Annotated in this window: 17 protein-coding genes and 1 riboswitch; of the genes, 8 read left to right on the forward strand and 9 right to left on the reverse strand. The window is 71.3% G+C overall.

Annotation, left to right across the window (positions count from 1 at the left end; translation table 11 throughout):
* Positions 1-40: 40 nt before the first annotated feature.
* Positions 41-1,036, reverse strand: coding sequence for an alpha/beta hydrolase (locus KZJ41_RS11065; protein WP_102799846.1), 996 nt, complete (start codon positions 1,034-1,036; stop codon positions 41-43).
* Between the two features lie 291 nt (positions 1,037-1,327).
* On the opposite strand from KZJ41_RS11065, the gene KZJ41_RS11070 reads away from it, so the two are divergent.
* Complete coding sequence (locus KZJ41_RS11070) at positions 1,328-2,689, forward strand: wax ester/triacylglycerol synthase family O-acyltransferase (protein ID WP_037201594.1); 1,362 nt, start codon at positions 1,328-1,330, stop codon at positions 2,687-2,689.
* 6 nt (positions 2,690-2,695) lie between these two features.
* Here KZJ41_RS11070 and KZJ41_RS11075 read toward each other — a convergent pair whose 3' ends face one another.
* The 4 genes from KZJ41_RS11075 to KZJ41_RS11090 all read right to left on the reverse strand — a co-directional run bounded on the left by KZJ41_RS11075 (position 2,696) and on the right by KZJ41_RS11090 (position 5,982).
* Positions 2,696-3,460, reverse strand: a complete 765-nt coding sequence (locus KZJ41_RS11075) for an ABC transporter ATP-binding protein (RefSeq protein WP_006939435.1) — start codon at positions 3,458-3,460, stop codon at positions 2,696-2,698.
* The gene (locus KZJ41_RS11080) at positions 3,457-4,251 is read right to left on the reverse strand and encodes an ABC transporter permease (protein ID WP_029542848.1); all 795 of its coding nucleotides are present in this window, start codon (positions 4,249-4,251) and stop codon (positions 3,457-3,459) included. Before KZJ41_RS11080 ends, KZJ41_RS11075 begins: the two co-directional genes overlap by 4 nt.
* Positions 4,232-5,266: an ABC transporter substrate-binding protein gene (locus KZJ41_RS11085; protein ID WP_102799845.1), complete on the reverse strand. Its 1,035-nt coding sequence runs from the start codon at positions 5,264-5,266 to the stop codon at positions 4,232-4,234. The genes KZJ41_RS11080 and KZJ41_RS11085 overlap by 20 nt, the downstream gene beginning before the upstream one ends.
* Positions 5,263-5,982 carry a TenA family protein gene (locus tag KZJ41_RS11090; RefSeq protein ID WP_006939427.1) on the reverse strand — a complete coding sequence of 240 codons (720 nt, stop codon included), beginning with the start codon at positions 5,980-5,982 and terminating at the stop codon, positions 5,263-5,265. Before KZJ41_RS11090 ends, KZJ41_RS11085 begins: the two co-directional genes overlap by 4 nt.
* Positions 5,975-6,074: riboswitch (TPP riboswitch) on the reverse strand. It overlaps the preceding gene by 8 nt.
* A gap of 123 nt (positions 6,075-6,197) precedes the next feature.
* Between KZJ41_RS11090 and KZJ41_RS11095 the strand changes: the two genes are divergently transcribed.
* The 3 genes from KZJ41_RS11095 (at position 6,198) to KZJ41_RS11105 (ending at position 9,271) form a co-directional block, all read left to right on the forward strand.
* Positions 6,198-7,739: a carboxylesterase/lipase family protein gene (locus tag KZJ41_RS11095; protein WP_043797240.1), complete on the forward strand. Its 1,542-nt coding sequence runs from the start codon at positions 6,198-6,200 to the stop codon at positions 7,737-7,739.
* Between the two features lie 129 nt (positions 7,740-7,868).
* Positions 7,869-8,603 (forward strand): FadR/GntR family transcriptional regulator, encoded by a 735-nt coding sequence (locus tag KZJ41_RS11100; protein ID WP_102799869.1) that lies wholly within the window; start codon positions 7,869-7,871, stop codon positions 8,601-8,603.
* Complete coding sequence (locus tag KZJ41_RS11105; RefSeq protein WP_102799844.1) at positions 8,600-9,271, forward strand: sterol desaturase family protein; 672 nt, start codon at positions 8,600-8,602, stop codon at positions 9,269-9,271. Before KZJ41_RS11100 ends, KZJ41_RS11105 begins: the two co-directional genes overlap by 4 nt.
* Positions 9,272-9,289: 18 nt before the next feature.
* Here KZJ41_RS11105 and KZJ41_RS11110 read toward each other — a convergent pair whose 3' ends face one another.
* Together KZJ41_RS11110 and KZJ41_RS11115 are read right to left on the reverse strand one after the other, a co-directional pair.
* Positions 9,290-10,033 carry an IclR family transcriptional regulator gene (locus KZJ41_RS11110; RefSeq protein ID WP_246872541.1) on the reverse strand — a complete coding sequence of 248 codons (744 nt, stop codon included), beginning with the start codon at positions 10,031-10,033 and terminating at the stop codon, positions 9,290-9,292.
* A gap of 2 nt (positions 10,034-10,035) precedes the next feature.
* Positions 10,036-11,532 carry an APC family permease gene (locus KZJ41_RS11115; protein ID WP_043797237.1) on the reverse strand — a complete coding sequence of 499 codons (1,497 nt, stop codon included), beginning with the start codon at positions 11,530-11,532 and terminating at the stop codon, positions 10,036-10,038.
* 201 nt (positions 11,533-11,733) lie between these two features.
* Here KZJ41_RS11115 and KZJ41_RS11120 point away from each other — a divergent pair, with 201 nt between their 5' ends.
* The 4 genes from KZJ41_RS11120 (at position 11,734) to KZJ41_RS11135 (ending at position 15,075) form a co-directional block, all read left to right on the forward strand.
* Positions 11,734-13,347, forward strand: coding sequence for an FAD-dependent oxidoreductase (locus KZJ41_RS11120; protein ID WP_146034301.1), 1,614 nt, complete (start codon positions 11,734-11,736; stop codon positions 13,345-13,347).
* Between the two features lie 28 nt (positions 13,348-13,375).
* Positions 13,376-14,047 (forward strand): Rid family hydrolase, encoded by a 672-nt coding sequence (locus KZJ41_RS11125; RefSeq protein ID WP_102799843.1) that lies wholly within the window; start codon positions 13,376-13,378, stop codon positions 14,045-14,047.
* Complete coding sequence (tatA, locus tag KZJ41_RS11130; RefSeq protein WP_006940119.1) at positions 14,047-14,220, forward strand: Sec-independent protein translocase subunit TatA; 174 nt, start codon at positions 14,047-14,049, stop codon at positions 14,218-14,220. The genes KZJ41_RS11125 and tatA overlap by 1 nt, the downstream gene beginning before the upstream one ends.
* 168 nt (positions 14,221-14,388) lie before the next feature.
* Complete coding sequence (locus KZJ41_RS11135) at positions 14,389-15,075, forward strand: DUF998 domain-containing protein (protein ID WP_102799842.1); 687 nt, start codon at positions 14,389-14,391, stop codon at positions 15,073-15,075.
* 92 nt (positions 15,076-15,167) lie between these two features.
* On the opposite strand, the gene KZJ41_RS11140 is transcribed toward KZJ41_RS11135, so the two are convergent.
* Positions 15,168-15,446: a GNAT family N-acetyltransferase gene (locus tag KZJ41_RS11140; RefSeq protein ID WP_006940123.1), complete on the reverse strand. Its 279-nt coding sequence runs from the start codon at positions 15,444-15,446 to the stop codon at positions 15,168-15,170.
* Between the two features lie 174 nt (positions 15,447-15,620).
* Positions 15,621-16,142: a hypothetical protein gene (locus tag KZJ41_RS11145; protein ID WP_006940125.1), complete on the reverse strand. Its 522-nt coding sequence runs from the start codon at positions 16,140-16,142 to the stop codon at positions 15,621-15,623.
* Positions 16,143-16,245: the final 103 nt, after the last annotated feature.

The following is a 16,245-nucleotide window of genomic DNA, read 5'->3' on the forward strand; positions in this document are numbered from 1 at the left end:
CGCCACGTGGCACCGGCGGGGTGGTCCGGTGGGGGGAATCTCAGCCGACGCTGCGGACGAACGCTCCGATCGAATCGACGGCTCGCCCCGCCTCGGGCACGAGGCCCGCCGCGGCCTGGAAGACGTGCACCTGCCGTTCCCACACCTGCAGCTCGCAGGGCACGCCGGCGCCGGCGAGGCGCCGGGCCATCAGCTCGGCGTCCACGTACGTCATCTCCTCCGAGCCGGTCTGGATGAGGGTGGGCGGCATGGCGGTCAGGTCGGCGTCGACCGGTGACACCGCGCGCGGACCCGGCCGGCCGGAGGCGGCGTCGATGCGGGCGATCACAGCGGCGAGGGCCGGAACGGCGCGGCGCGGGAACAGGGCACACCGGTACGAATTGGGATGTTCGAGCTTGCCGCGGGTGTCGAGGTCGGTCAGGGGCGAGAGCGCCACGTTGCCGGCCGGCCGGCCGAGACCGAGCCGCAGCGCCTCGAGCGTCACCTGGAAGGTGAGGAATCCGCCGGCGGAGTCGCCGGCCACCACGATTCGTTCCGTCGGGTAGCCGTGCGCGATCAGCCACCGCAGCCCCTCGATGCCGTCCTCGACCGCGCTCTCGATCGGGTGTCCCGGCAGCATGCGGTAGGCGACGCTGAGCACGGGTGCCCCGGCCGCCGACGAGATGCGGGAGACCATCTGCCGGTGGGTGGTCAGGCCGCACACCAGGAACGCGCCGCCGTGCAGGTAGAGGATCGCCGTGGCGCCGTCGGCTCCGGGGGCGGCGAGGAACTCGGCGTGGCAGGACGGCAGCCGGACCGGGCGCCGGTGCGTGCCGGGGACCGGCTTGAGGGGGAACGCCAGCCGGTCCACCACGCCCGTCGGCCACGGCAGGTGCGGGGCGCGCGCCCACGCGTCGATGACCGGCTTGACGGTGCTGCGCACCGAGAAGGTCAGCGCCTGCGACGGCAGGCTCACGCCGGCGACCTCGCGGCGGAGCACCGGCCGCGGCACGGGCGGATACGACAACGACGGATGGTTCGACGCGGTACTCGTCACCGGGACCTCCTCGTCCTCACCTGCTCGGACGGAGCCCTCTCGTCGACGGCTCCCGTCTTCTCTCTCGGCCCTTCTCCGAGGCGTTCGCGGCGTTCGTCCGGGTCGGTTGCCCGACAGTACGACGAGGAATCGCCGGGGCGAAGCATCGTGACTCGATGGAGACCGGACAAAGGGAACTCCGCAGGTCGTCGGCGTGCCCGTTATCGATCCGGTACGGCCGTCCGGTCGCCGGACGTACCATCCATCCCAGCGTGCGACGGCGGACGAAAGGGGGCTGTCCCGGTGGGATACATGCCTGTGACCGACTCGATGTTCCTGATCGCCGAGTCGCGGGAGCGCCCGATGCACTTCGGCTCGCTCGAGCTGTTCACGCCGCCGCCCGACGCCGGTCCGGGATACGTCACCGACCTCTACAACCGGCTGGTCGCCGACGCGCAGGTCGACGAGCTGTTCCGCAAGCGCCCGGCCGACCCGGTGTCGAGCCTCGGCTACACCTGGTGGGCCGTGGACGACGAGATCGACCTCGAGTACCACGTCCGGCACTCGGCCCTGCCGGCGCCGGGCCGGATCCGTGAGTTGTTCACCCTCGTCTCGCGCCTGCACAGCGGCCTGCTCGACCGGCACCGGCCGCTGTGGGAGGCCTATCTGATCGAAGGGCTCGCCGACGGCCGGTTCGCCGTCTACACGAAGATGCATCACGCGCTGCTCGACGGGGTCTCGGGGCTGCGGCTGCTGCAGCGGACCTACACCCCCGATCCGAACGTGCGCGAATTCCCCGCGCCCTGGCACCTGCCGGCCCGCCCCAGCTCCGGCACCCGGGAGCAGGACTCGCTGTTCGCTGCGGTGCGCTCACTGGCCGGCGACGTGATCGGCGCGGCGCCCGTCGCGCTGCGGATCGCCCGGACCGTCCTCGGCGGGCGCCGCGTCGCGTTGCCGTACGAGGCACCGCGGTCGATGTTCAACGTTCCGATCGACGGGACGCGGCGCTTCGCGGCGCAGTCCTGGAGCCGCGAACGCATCACGCGGGTGCGGCAGGCGGCCGGGGTGTCGAGCAACGACGTCGTCGTCGCCATGTGCGCAGGTGCCCTCCGCGCCTACCTCCTCGAACAGCAGGACCTGCCCGACCTCCCGCTGATCGCGATGGTCCCGGTGTCGCTGCGAGCCAAGGACGCTCCCGATTCGGCCGCGGGCGGCAACAGCGTAGGGGTCACGCTGTGCAACCTCGGCACCCATCTCGAGGATCCGCTCACCCGGCTCTCGACGGTCAGCGATTCGATGGCGGAGGGCAAGACCCTGTTCGCCGGGATGACGCCGCTGCAGGCGACGGTGTGGTCGGCGCTGAACGTCGCCGGGCTCGCGCTGGCACCGATCTCGGGCGCCGTCTCCCTGGCCCCGCCGCCGTTCAACCTCATCATCTCCAACGTGCCGGGACCGCGGGAGCGGGTGTACCGCAGCGGGTCCCGGCTCGACGGGATCTACCCGGTGTCGGTGGTGCTCAACGGCCAGGCACTCAACATCACGCTGACCACCACCGCCGACACCGTCGACTTCGGCGTCGTCGGATGCCGCCGCACGGTCCCCGGCCTGCAGCGGCTGCTCGGCCACCTCGAGGACGCCCTTGTGGAACTCGAGGTGGCACTTGACATTTCGTGATCGGCGTCAGTCCGGCAGTGCGGAACTGCGTGGTCCGGTGGCGTGCAGGACGTCGACGAGTTCCTTCTCGAGGGTCACGAACTCCGGCGATGTCAACGTGTCCAGACCCCGGGGGCGGGGCAGCGGCACCGTCACCTCGTGACAGATCCGGGCCGGGCGCCGCGTGAGCACCAGCACCCGATCCGACAACAGCAGCGCCTCGCGCACGTCGTGGGTGATCATCAGCACCGTCCACCGGTCCCGCTGCCACACCTGCTGCAGCCACAGCTGCATCTCGGTGCGCGTCAGCGAATCCAGGGCCCCGAACGGTTCGTCCAGCAGCAGCACCTTGCGGCCCTGCAGGACCGTCCGCGCCAGGGCCGCGCGCTGGCGCATCCCGCCCGAGAGCTGCCGGGGGGCGGCATCCTCGAACCCGGCGAGGCCGAAGGCGGGGAACAGCTCCCGGGCCCGGGCACGCGCCTCGCCGCGCGGCACGCCCTGCACCTCGAGGCCGAGTGCGCAGTTGCCGAGCACGGTGCGCCACGGGAACAGCAGGTCCTTCTGCGGCATCAGGGCGGCCCGTCCCGGTGCGGCCGGCCGGTCACCCACCGTGACGGCACCGGTGTCGGGAGAGTCGAGACCGGCGATCAGCCCGAACAGGGTGGACTTGCCGCACCCGCTCGGGCCGATGAGCGAGACGAACTCGCCTTCGGCCACGGCGAACTCGGCGCCGTCGAGGACGGTGCGCGCACCGAACGCCTTGTGCACGCCGGTGACCGTGACGGCGTTCATCGCGGGCTCCTCGTCGTCTGCGCCCACGGCGCCACCACCCGTTCCACGGCGTAGGTGAGCAGGTACAACGCCAGCGAGACCACCGCGGTGACGAGCACCGCCGCGAGCACCAGATCGGTCCGGAACGAGTTCTTCTGGGTGCTCATGTAGATCCCGAGCCCCGACGTGGCGCCGACGTATTCGGCGAAGACCGCACCGACGACGGCGTAGGTGACCCCGATGCGCAGTGCCGTGAAGAACCGGGGCAGCGCCGACGGCAGCCGCACGTACAGGAACTCCTGCCACCGGGAGGCACCCATGCTGCGCAGCAGCGCTCCCGCCTCCCGGTCCGCGGCCGCGAAGCCCTCGATCAGGCCGATCGCCATGGGGAAGAACGTGGCGAGCGCGATCACCAGGATCTTCGGCAGCAGCCCGAATCCGAACCAGATGATCATCAGCGGCGCGATCGCGATGATCGGCAGGGTCTGCGACACCACGAACAGCGGCACCAGGGCGCGGCGCAGCCACGGCGAGAAGTCCACGACGATCGCGAGGAGCCACGCCACGACGAGGGACACCGCGAAACCGACGAGGGTGACCTGCAGCGTCGACCAGGCATGGCCCGCGATGTCGTCGCGGTGCGCCCAGCCCTGCCCGAGGACCCGGGCGGGGGAGGGCAGCACCTGCGGGCGGATGCCGCTGAGCGTCACGTACAGCTGCCAGCCGACGGTCAGCGCGGCGACGACCAGCACGGCCGGTGCGACGCGCCGCACCCAGGGATTCCGGGTCGGGTCAGGGCGTGAGGTAGTCATCGGTGAAGTACGTCGACCAGTCCGGCTCGGTGGTCAACGGCTTGCCGTCGGGGCCGGAGAGCAGGCCCTTCTCGAACAGGAACCGGGAGTACCCGGTCCACCGTTCGAGGGTGAGGGTGCCGACGCGGCCGTTCTCGTCGCGCAGGTAGCCGGCCGACAGCATCCGCTGGCTCTCGTAGACGAGATCCTCGTCGGGGAAGGCGCCGGGCTCGGCCTCGATCAGCGCGCGGGCTCCGCGGTCCGGGTCCTGCGCGGCGATCTCGTAGCCGCGCTGGACGGCCTGCACGAACGCCCGGGCCTGGTCCGGATGTTCGGCCAGCCAGTCCTCGTTGCCGTCGATCACGATCGCGTAGGCGTCGGGGAACCCGTAGTCGGTGTAGCGGAAGTAGCGCATCGGCAGCCCGCGGTGCTCGGCCTCGATGCCTTCCCACGCCAGGTACGAGACGGTGAAGTCGGCGGTGCCGGAGTACACGGCCTCGTAGGCGGAGGTGCCCAGGGTGACGGAGGTGAAGTCGCCCCGCCCGCCGTCGTTCCGGATCACCTGCGCGAGCGTCTCCTCGTCGCCCGGGTCGCCGAAGCCCGCGTAGGTGCGGCCGTCGAGTTCCCGGGGCCGGGTGAGGTCGGCGCGGTCGGCCTTGACGGCGATGCCGGTCGCCCAGTGCTGCAGCGGCGCGAGCACCGAGACGGTGCGCGAGCCGGCCGCCCGGGAGAACGTCGCCTGCGCCTGCGTCGAGATGCCGAACTCGGCGTTGCCGGCGTCGACGAGGGTGTCCGGGGTGGTGTTGTTGTAGGGCAGGAACTCGACGTCGAGACCGGCGTCGGCGAACAGGCCCTCCTGCTGGGCCACGTACAGGCCGGTGTGGTTGGTGTTCGGCGTCCAGTCCAGGGCGAACCGGATCGTGTCGCCGGAGTCGTCGTCGCCGGTGCCGCCGGCGCAGGACGCGGTGAGCAGCAGCGCCGCGGTGAGGGCGGCCAGGACGGTGAGCCGGCGACGCAGCCGGGAGGTGGTCGTCATGAGGCCGGCCAGTCCTGCGTGTTCAGCGCGGTGTCCCAGAACAGCAGCTCGTAGCGGGTGGCGATCGTGAACGCCCCGGCCATGGCGTCGCGCTCGGTGTCGGTGGCGGCCGCCGCCGCGACGTCGACGAGCTCGCGGGCGGTGGCGACCGCGGCGTGGAACTCGGGCGCGTCGTAGGTGGTGACCCACTGGGCGTAGGGGTGGGTGGGGTCCGCGGTGAGCACGTCGGCGGCGCGGACGGCCAGCTCGCGGCCGACCTCGGCGTAGATCCAGAAGCACGGAAGCACCGCGGCGGCGCCGACCGGATACGGATCGGTGGCGACCGTGGCGGTCAGGTAGGAGACGTAGCCGAGGCAGGCGGGGGAGTGCGCGGGGGTGTCCTCGGCGGGCGGCAGGACACCACCGGTGAGCAGACCCCGGTGCAGGGCCGATTCCTCGGTGGCGGCCGTCGCCGCGCTGTTGGCCCAGAACGCGGCGGTGGCCGGGTCCGGGGCCTTCGCCGCGAGGAGGGCGAGCGCCTTGGCGTAGCCGGCGAGGTAGAGGGCGTCCTGCTCGATGTAGAAGCGGAACGCGTCGAGCGGCAGGGTCCCGTCGCCGAGCCGGCGCAGGAACTCGAGGTCGTCGATGGCCTCGCGCAGGACCTTCGTACGGTCCCACAGCAGATCGGTGAAGCGCTCGGTCCCCTCCGGGACCGACGCATGGGCAGGCATGGTCATGCCGTGACATCCCTTCGTCAGCATTACCTGATCAGGTTCGACGGGTGTGATCTCAGCTCCCGCTCGTGTGCGGAGCACCCCGTGTCTACGGAGGCGACGATAGCACCGGGTGTGGCTCGCCCCACGCGGGCCCGGGGTGCCGGGTCGCCGGGGCTGCGCGTGCAGCCTGTCTGTTGTTGGTACCTTGGCCCCAGACCGTTCGTTCGGGAGGGACCGTGGACGCCGAGACTCTCATCGTCGGGTGCAAGTACGGCGACGTACGCGGCTACCGCGACGGTTCCGTCTACGCGTGGAAGGGTGTCCCGTACGCCGCGCCGGCGTCCGGCGACCTTCGGTTCCGCGCCCCCGAACCGCCGGAGCCGTGGACCGACGTGCTCGACGCCCGCCGGTTCGGGCCCATCGCGCCGCAGGGCCGCAACAATCCCATCCCCATCGACCCGGGCCTGTCGATCGGCGAGGACTGCCTCTCGCTGAACATCTGGGCGCCGGAGCCGGACGGGGAGCCGCGGCCGGTGATGGTCTGGATCCACGGCGGCGCCTACGTCCTCGGGTACTCGGGTCAGCGGATCTACGACGGACGGTTGCTCGCCGAACGCGGGGACGTCGTCGTGGTGACGGTCAACTACCGGCTCGGCGCCCTCGGCTTCCTCGACTTCTCGTCGTTCTCGACAGCCGGGACCACCTTCGAATCCAACGTCGGGTTGCGGGACCAGATCGCCGCGCTCGAGTGGGTGCGCGACTGCATCTCCGCGTTCGGGGGCGACCCGGACCGGGTCACCGTGTTCGGCGAGTCGTCGGGCGGCGGGTCGCTGACCACCCTGATGACCGTGCCCCGCGCCGAGGGCCTGTTCCACCGGGCCATCGCGCAGAGCCCGCCGGCGACGTCGGCATACGGGTCCGAGCGGGCGGCCCGGGTCGCCGAGCGGTTCCTCGAGATCCTCGACCTCACGCCGGCCCGGGTGTGGGCGTTGCGGGACATGCCGCACGAGACGCTGACCGATGCGGGCGACGTGCTCGTCGGGGAGATCCCCACGAAGTTCCCCGGCACGCTCGCGATGGCGCCGGTGGTCGACCGCGACCTGGTGCCGAAGTACCCGGTGGCGGCGTTCCAGAAGGGGCTCGCGCACCGGATTCCCCTGATCATCGGGTCCAACAAGGACGAGCCGTCGATCTTCCGCTTCATGAAGTCGCCGCTGATGCCGGTGAGCGACGCCTCCGTGCAGGCGATGCTCGACGCGCTCGCCGCGGATCATCCGGAGCTGCCGCCCGACCGTATCGCGGAGATCATCTCCGCGTATCCGGACGTCTCGAAAACGTCGGGGGCGATGGCGCTTTCGCGGGACGCCGGGTTCCGGATGCCGGTCGTGTGGATCGCCGACGCGCACAGCGCCCACTCGCCGACGTGGGTGTACCGGTTCGACCACGCCACCCCGATGCTCAAGGCGGCGCGGATCGGCGCCGGCCACGCCACCGAACTACCCTACGTCTTCGGCAACTTCGGGACCCTCGATCGCGACCCCACGTTCTGGCTCGGCGGCCGCAAGGCCGCGACGGTGGTCTCGGGCCGGATCCAGCGCCGCTGGCTGGCCTTCGCGCACCACGGTGTGCCCGCCGCCCTGGACGGGTCCCGGCATTGGGCGCCGTACGACACCGGAAAGCGGATGACCCTGCTGATCGACAGCACCGACACCCTAGTCTCGGACCCCGACAGGGTGCTGCGTGAGGCTTGGGGCGACCAGGTGATGGGCTTCAGCTGATCGGGCGGCTCCGTGCGGGCCGAATGTCACATCACTTCGCTCAGATTGGCCTGCTGTGACATTCGGCCGACAGCGAACTGGTATGACCACTTGACCTCTGGCCGGGTTCCGGCCTACGGTCGGTCCGTGATGTTCGAGCCGATCGCCCGCAAGTCCGCCTCCGGCGAGGTGTACGACCAGATCGCCGCCCGGGTGCTCGGGGGCGACCTCGCCGCCGGGGCGGCGCTGCCGAGCGAGCGCAACCTGGCCGAAGCGTTCGGTGTATCGAGACCCGCTGTCCGCGAGGCGATTTCCCGGCTGTCCCACGCGGGTCTGGTGGAGGTGCGCCAGGGGGAGGCGACGTCGGTCCGCGACTTCCGCACCCAGGCCGGTCCGGAGCTGCTCCCGCGGCTGCTCGTGCGCGACGGCCGGCCCGACTGGGACGTCGTCCGCAGCGTCCTCGAGGCCCGACGCCTCCTCGGCCGTCAGGTTGCCCGGCTCGCCGCCGCCCGCGCGACGGACGAGACGGAACCCCGGTTGCGCGACGCCGTGGCGCGGCTCGCGACGGGAGAGGACCCCGTCGCGCTGCAGGTCGCCGCCCTCGAATTCTGGGAACGCGTCGTCGACGCGGCCGACTCCCTCGCGTTCCGGTTGATCTTCAACAGCCTGCGCAACGCCTACGAACCGGCCATGACCGCGATGGCCGGTGTCCTGGTCGCCGAAGTCGGCCGCACCGACCTCTACGAACGGCTCGCCGGCGCGATCATCGCCCACGACGAGGACGGCGCCGAACGCGCCGCCGGGGAACTGCTCGACCTGGGCACGTCGGCCCTGACGACCGCCATCGACCATGCGGAACACGCAGATGCGAGGAGCCGAGCATGAGCACCGATCGGACCGAACGGCGTAGCCGTCGCACCTCGATCGGCCTGCGGGACGCCGCCGCCGAGTTCGCCCGGCACCCGTCGCCGTGGATGATCGGCGCGATGCTCGCCGCCGCGAGCGTCGCGCGGGTTCTCCGCGGCGACTGGCAGATCTCCGACGCCCTGGTCCCACTGGTCGCCCTGCTGGTGTTCCCGCTGGTGGAATGGGTCATCCACGTCGGCATCCTGCACTGGCGGCCGCGCCGGATCGCCGGGCTGACGCTGGATTCGCTGTTGGCCCGCAAGCACCGCGAGCACCACTGCGACCCGCGCGACGTGCCGCTGATCTTCATTCCCTGGCAGACCCTGGTGTGGCTGCTGCCGGTTCTCGTCGCCGGCGCATGGCTGGTCTTCCCCAGGGCCGGCCTGGCACTGACGTTCCTGGTGACCGTGGGCGTCCTGGGCCTGAGCTACGAATGGACGCACTACCTCATCCACACGGACTACCGCCCGGACTCGCGGCCCTACCGCGCGGTGTGGCGCCACCATCGGCACCACCATTTCAAGAACGAGCACTACTGGTTCACCGTCACCACCGCGGGCACCGCCGACCGGATTCTCGGCACCGAACCGGACCCGGCCTCGGTCGAGACGTCGCCGACCGCCCGGAATCTGCACGCGTCCCGCTGACCCGGTGCGTGGACCCGCTCACGTGCGTCGCGCTGTGCCGGGCAGCCGCAGGCGCCCGGCGAACTCGTGGAGCAGATCGATCAGATCCCGATCGTCGGTGCGGATGCGCCCGGTACCGCCGATCGCCGCGAGGCATCCCACGATCGCGGCGCCGTCGTCGCGCACCGGGACGGCGACCGCGGTGCGTCCCTGACGCAATTCGTCCTGCTCGACGGACACGTCGAGGCTCCGGATGCGACTCAGCTCGATCGCGAGCCGGTCGAGCTCGACGATCGTGCGCGGCCCCACTTTCGGCAGGGTTGTGCCGGGGACGAGATGGGGGCGGTCGGCGAGAAGCAGCTTCCCGATCGCGGACGCGTGCAGGTGCCGGGTCAACGACGACTCGCCCAGCAGCTCGTGGTCCGGGTCGCGATCCACCAGCCGGATCCGGTCCCGTTCGTAGGAGGCCAGATACACCCCGTGCCGCACCTGGGCGCGCAGATCCTCGAGCACCTCGGCCACCGGCCACGTCTCCACGTGCGGTGTTGCCGCCAGCTCCTGCGTCCGTCGGCCGAGCGCGAAACCCGACAGGTCGTGCACCCGCACCAGATAGCCGTCGGCGACGAGGAGGTTGAGCAGCCGGTACGCGGTCGCCGGCGGGATGCGGGTGAGCCGGGCCAGATCCTTGGCCGTCGCGCCCGAACCCAGCTGAGCTACCGCCTCGAGCAGGGCCAGCGCACGCTGCACGGCCGTCGGCTCCCGGCCGGTGACCTCGCGCGCCACCGTCAGAGATCCCGATGCGGGCCGCGGTCGGCACGCACCAGGGTCATCGCGCCGAGCCGGTCGGGTGCGAAGACCCCGGCGCCCGGCAGCACGTCCGCGGATTCCGCGCTGTCGAACACCCCGATCGCCGTCGCAGCGCGTGGCGTCCGCCGCCGGAGCAGGAGGTACCACAGGGGTCCCGCGGCGAGCAGCAGCAGGGGGACGGCCACCACGGCGGGATCGACCGCGACGATGCCGGAGCCGACGACGCAGCCGAGCAGCAGCGCGCCGCCCGCGGCCGCAGCACCACCGACGAGGGTCGAGCCGCGGGTCTGCTCGCCGATTCTGGTCAGGAAGCGCAGGGAGGCGACGGCCACCAGGACGTACGCGACGAGCACCGCGACGCGTACCGCGTGCTGAAGCCCCGCGACGAGATGCGGAGCCCCGGCCTTGGCGACGGCGATCGTGAGCGCCACCAGCCCGGCCGCGGCGACGGCACGGTACGGCGTGCGGTACATCCGGTGCACCGCGGCCAGGGGCCGGGGGAGCACCCGCTCGATCCCCATCGTGTACCCCAGTCGCGAAACCGCGTTGACCGATGCCATCGAGGACGCCAGCCACGAGCAGGTCAATCCGAGATGCAGCGCCACGACGACGGCGACCGGCACGCCGGAGTCGGTGCCGTGGCGATACGCGTCGATCACCGTCCCGCCGCGGCCACCCCAGACCGCCAGGGCCGCGAGGACGCAGAGCGCCCCGCAGATCACCGGTGTCCAGAGCACGGTGCGGGTGACCGTCACCAACGGTCGCCGGGCCTCGGGTGCCAGGAAGGTGGCGCTCTCGAATCCGGCGAGCGCGAACACGGCGGTGAGCGCCAGGACCACGAGTTCGCCGGCGCCGCCGCCGGGGGGTTCCGCGACCGGTGTGGGCACGGCCGGCACGAGGAACAGCGTGAGGATGAACGCGAGCGAGCACGCCTCCACCAGCAGGATCGCGTGGACCGCGAATCTGATCCCGCGGACCACGCACGCGCCGATCACGCAGGCCAGCACGAGATACAACGGCAGTGCGGGAACGGAGACGCCGGCCCCGTGGGCGACTGCCAGGATCGACTGCCCCCCGTGGTAGAGGGTGAGCCCGGCACTGCCGAGGTACTTCACCGCCAGCGCGGCACCACCGCCGAGCGCGGCGCGCGGGCCGAGTCCCTGCGCGACGAACGTGTACGGGCCGCCGGCGGCGGCGAGGCGGCGGGTGAAGGCCGCGAAGCATCCGGCCACCGCGCCCAGCAGGACCGTCGTCGCCGCCACGGTGAGCAGGCCTGCGAGCATCGACTGCCCGGCCACGATCGCGGTCGTCAGGACGACCATCGACGCGGCGGGCGCCGTGGTGGCGACCGACTGCGCGAGGACCTCGATGCCGGACAGCCGGCGCCGGCCGAGGGCTCGTAGCGGCGACAAGGCCGGTCGTTCCGGCTCACGCGCCGTGAAGGACTGCGTGATCGCGTCGGAGAGTGCGGACATGGCACGCGAAGCTATCGGCCCGGTGTTTCCGGTCTGTTTCCGGGGGAAGTCGAACGGGCGCACCGGGATCGAGAATTCGGGTCCGCGGCGGACCGTCGTTCTCGAGCGCCGGTCCGCAAGACGTTGCGCGTGCGAGACATCCCCGCATCCCGCTCTTCCCACCATAGGTGCCGAGCCGATCGGGACGGTCGGTGTTGCACGATGGGAGCAGTCACTGTGGCAGTTACACGTAGGTCTTTCATGAAAGGACTCGGCGTCACGGGCGGCGCCGGCCTGATGTACGGCGCGATGTCCACGATCGGCCTCGCGCCCGCAACGGCGTCGACGCCGGCTTTCCGGGCGCCGGCGCGCAGCGACCTGATCGGCCGGGTGGACGGGCATCATTCGGTCGTCGTCCTCGGCGGCGGCCCGGCCGGATTGTGCGCCGCCTACGAATTGGGGAAGGCCGGGTACGACGTCACGGTGCTGGAGGCTCGGCGTCGGCCCGGTGGCCGGGTCTGGTCCGTGCGCGCCGGAACGGAGGAGACGGACCTGAACGGCGAGAAGCAGGTCTGCACCTTCGCCGACGGGCACTACTTCAACCTCGGTGCCACCCGCATCCCGCAGAGCCACGTGACGATGGACTACTGCCGCGAACTGGGGGTGGAACTGCAGGCGTTCGGCAACCAGAACGCCAACACCTTCGTGCACTACTCGAGCGACACGGCGTTGTCCGACCGGTCCATCACGTATCGGGCGGCGAAGGCCGACACGTACGGGTACATGTCGGAGCTGTTGCAGAAGGCGGCCTCCCGCGGCGCACTCGACGACGTGCTCACCCAGGCCGACAAGGACGCGCTGTCCGAGTTCCTCAGCGACTTCGGCGACCTGTCCGGCGACGGACGATACGTCGGGTCGACCCGACGCGGGTACACCTCCGAGCCCGGCGCCGGTCTGGACTTCGGCACGCACGAGCCGCCCTTCGCGATGACGGACGTGATCCGCGGCGGCATCGGCCGCAACTTCAGCTTCGACTTCGGCTACGACCAGGCGATGATGATGTTCACCCCGGTCGGGGGCATGGACCGCATCTACTACGCGTTCGAGGACCGCATCGGTACCGACAGGATCGAATACGGGTCGGAGGTGACGGCCCTGCAGAACACGACCGAGGGGGTGCGGGTGGAATACACCCGCGACGGTGCGCCGCGGGTGGTGGACGCCGACTTCGCGATCTGCACCATCCCGCCGCACCTGGTGACGCGGCTGAACCACAACCTGCCCGCCGACGTCGTGCACGCACTCGGCGCGGCCGAGCCCAGCTCGTCGGGCAAGCTCGGCATCGAGTACACGCGCCGCTGGTGGGAACTCGAGGACCGGATCTACGGCGGTGCCAGCAACACCGACAAGGACATCTCCCAGATCATGTTCCCCTACGACCACTACAACTCGGACCGCGGCGTGGTCGTCGGCTACTACTCCTCGGGCAAGAGGCACCTCGGTTTCGAATCGCTCACGCACAAGCAGAGATTGGCCAAGGCGATCGCGGAGGGGGCAGAGATCCACGGCGACAAGTACACCCGCGACATTGCCTCGTCGTTCTCGGGCAGCTGGCGCCGCACCCGGTACTCGGAGTCGGCCTGGGCATCGTGGCAGGGTGCCGGGGGTTCCCACGGGGGAGAGGCAACCCCCGAATACACCCTGCTGCTCGACCCGGTGCAGAACGTCTACTTCGCCGGCGACCACCTGTCCAACGCGATCGCCTGGCAACACGGTGCGTTCACCTCCGCACGCGCCGTGGTCACGTCGCTGCACGAGCGTGTCGCCGCATCCTGACATCCCCATCCCGGACAAGGAGAGATCCATGAACAAGCGTGCCGCCCGAACCGTTCTCGCGGCCCTGGTCCTGCCCGTCGTCGGCGCCTCGACCGTGGCGTGCTCGTCCACGGACGCGGAGGCCGGCTCGGCACCGCCCGTGCTCGTGCAGTCGGTGCTGCCGGTCGGGGAGGCCAACCCGATGATCGCCGAGGGCGTGGGCATCGGCGCCGACGCCGCCGTGTACAAGACCAGCGGAATCGGGCCGTCGGCCGCGAACACCGCCGCGCCGCAGGGGTCCCCGGAGTCCTACATCGACACCGCGACCTTCGCGGGCGGTGTCCTCCCGGCCGGGGTGACGGTCACCGAGGCGCAGGGCATCAATGTGCTCCGCAAGATCCGCGACAATCTCGAGGCTCAGGGGCTCGGTCTGGCGGACGTGACCACGATGCGGGTCTTCCTCGACAACGCCCCGGGGACGGATCGCGCCGACTACGCCGGATGGAACCGGGCGTACCGCCAGTTCTTCGCGAACACCAACCTCGAGACCGGCGACACCGAGCTGGTGCCGATGGGGACCGCCGAGCCCGCCGCGCCGCTCGAACGCAACCCGGCTCGCCCGAGCCGATTCGCGCTGGAGGTGGCGAGTCTGCCGGTGGCCGGGTGGCTCGTCGAAGTGGAGGTCGACGCCGTCTTCCCCGAGGGGAAGGGACCCCGCTGATGGGAGCACTCAGTCCCGCCCACTGGGCGATCATTGCCCTCGTGGTGCTGGTGTTGTTCGGATCCAAGCGGCTGCCCGAGGCCGCACGGGGCCTCGGGCGGTCGATGCGAATCCTGAAGACGGAAGTGGGTGAGTTGCATACGGACACCGGCGACGCGCCACGGGAGCTGTGAACGCGTGGGCCTGCGCCGCGGCGCAGGCCCACGGGCCGCGTCCGCCGGGCGATGGGTCGAAGTTCCCATCCCGGGGCGGGCCGAATGGGCAATCCTTCCGATGCCGGTCACCGTCGGTGCTCCTAACGTCCTCTGCGACGGCAGATTCGGACTCGGTCAGGAGCGGTCATGAGCGCACACGTCGGCGTCGGACCCGGTACGCGGCTGGTTCGGGGACGTGCCGCCGCACTCGCCGGGATCGTCGCGCCCCTCCTCTTCACCGTGGTGGTGCTGGCGCAGCAGGCAGCCCGGCGGGACGAGTACAGCCCGACCGCGGAAACGATCAGTGCGCTCGAAGCCGGCCCGAACGGCTGGATCCAGCAGTTCAACTTCGTCGTGTTCGGACTCCTGCTGCTGATCTTCACCGTCGCCGTGCACCGGGGACCGGCGGCCGACCGGACGGGCGCCCTCGGCCCGGTGCTGATCGGTCTCGCCGGCGTCGGCGCACTGCTCGCGGCGGTGTTCCCGCTGCGGGAGGACGCAGCGGGGGTCACCTACGACCCGGGCTACCACTTCGTCTCGGGCTTCACGTTCTTCTCGTGCATCGCGCTCGGCCTGGTCGTGACGTCGCGCCGTCTCGCACGCGACGGGCGGTTCCCGGCGCTGTCGCGCTACGTGCTCGGTGCGGGACTCGTCGCCGCGGCCGGCGTGCCGCTCATGGTCGTGCTGGTGCTGCCCGACGACGCGCCCCTGCACGATGTCGCGGGTCTCGTGCAGCGGGGCATTCTCTGGTTGGTCGTCTTCCCCGCGCTCGTCGCGCTGGGCCTTCGCCTGCGCGCCGGGGGTGCGCCCACCGGGCAGGCCGGCGCCCGCTGAGCGAGGCGGGCGCCTCCGCGCTGTTAGAGGCGGGCGCCTCCGTGCCGATCGAGGCGGCGCCTCCGTGCTGATAGAGGCGGCGCCTCGGCGAGTCAGTTCCGGTATTCGGGGTTCGCGTCGAGGAACTGCGCGACGTACCAGCACGAGGCCGCGATCTTCAGGCCCTCCGAACGGGTGGCGTCGAGGGCGTGGCGGACCACCTCGGCGGCGAGCCCGTGACCGCGGAACCGGGGCTGGGTGACGGTGTGGTCGAAGTCGCGCACACCGTCCGAGTCGGTGTAGTCGGCGAACGCGGCGAGGGTGTCGCCGGTGTACAACGCGAATCGGGACTGCTCGGCGTGATGTTCGATGCGGTGCTCGTCGTTGGTCACGCCAACGACCCTACCGGCCGTCGCGCCGGCGGGGGGATCCGCCCGCGGCGGCGGTAATGCGCGCGGCGCGGGCCGCGATGTTCCTGTTGTGGACCTGTGTCGAGGGCGGGCCCCGCGTGACGTGAGCGGTGACGTGGTGGTGGTGACGCGATGCAGTCGACAGTGGCGACGGACTCAGGCGGGGACCGGGCCGGCCGGCGGGTGGGCGGCGCGGACGGCGTCGACGAACGCGGACTTGCGGGTCAGGTAGCGGTCCCGGAACTCGTCGAGGTCGTCGGTTCCGTCGCTCGAGACGGCGGTGAGGTATCCGAAGAGGGCGACGGCGGCGGCGAGCACCGGATCGGGAGCGGACAGCCGCATCTCGTTGACGATCGCGTCGAGGTCGACGATGCCGCGGGCGACCGAGCGCAGGTGCAGGTCGTCGGATTGCAGGGCCTCGGTGAGGTCGGCCTCGGCGAGGGCGGAGTGATCCGCCTCGAACAGGTGGTTGTAGACGCTGTCGGCGGCGTGCAGGAAGCGAACCTGCAGCGCGCGATCGGCCGCCCGCAGGGGAGCGGCCACGGCGGCGTTCCGTCGCGGGGGTCGCGCGCCGATCCGGGTGGCGAGGACGCCGAGGAGCACGCCGGCCGTGAGTCCCACCGGTACGGCCCACCAGGGTGCCGCACCGCTCGTGAGCAGGTCGGTCAGTGTCTCCACCGTACGGATCCTAACAGCGGAAGTCACATCAGTCTCACCAGTCACTCTGTTATCGAATCGTTCCGGCTGCGCGATCGGGTGGTTGTCGCAGGTCACTAACGTC

The sequence above is a fragment of the Rhodococcus sp. 11-3 genome (assembly GCF_023704055.1).
GTDB lineage: Bacteria > Actinomycetota > Actinomycetes > Mycobacteriales > Mycobacteriaceae > Rhodococcus > Rhodococcus aetherivorans.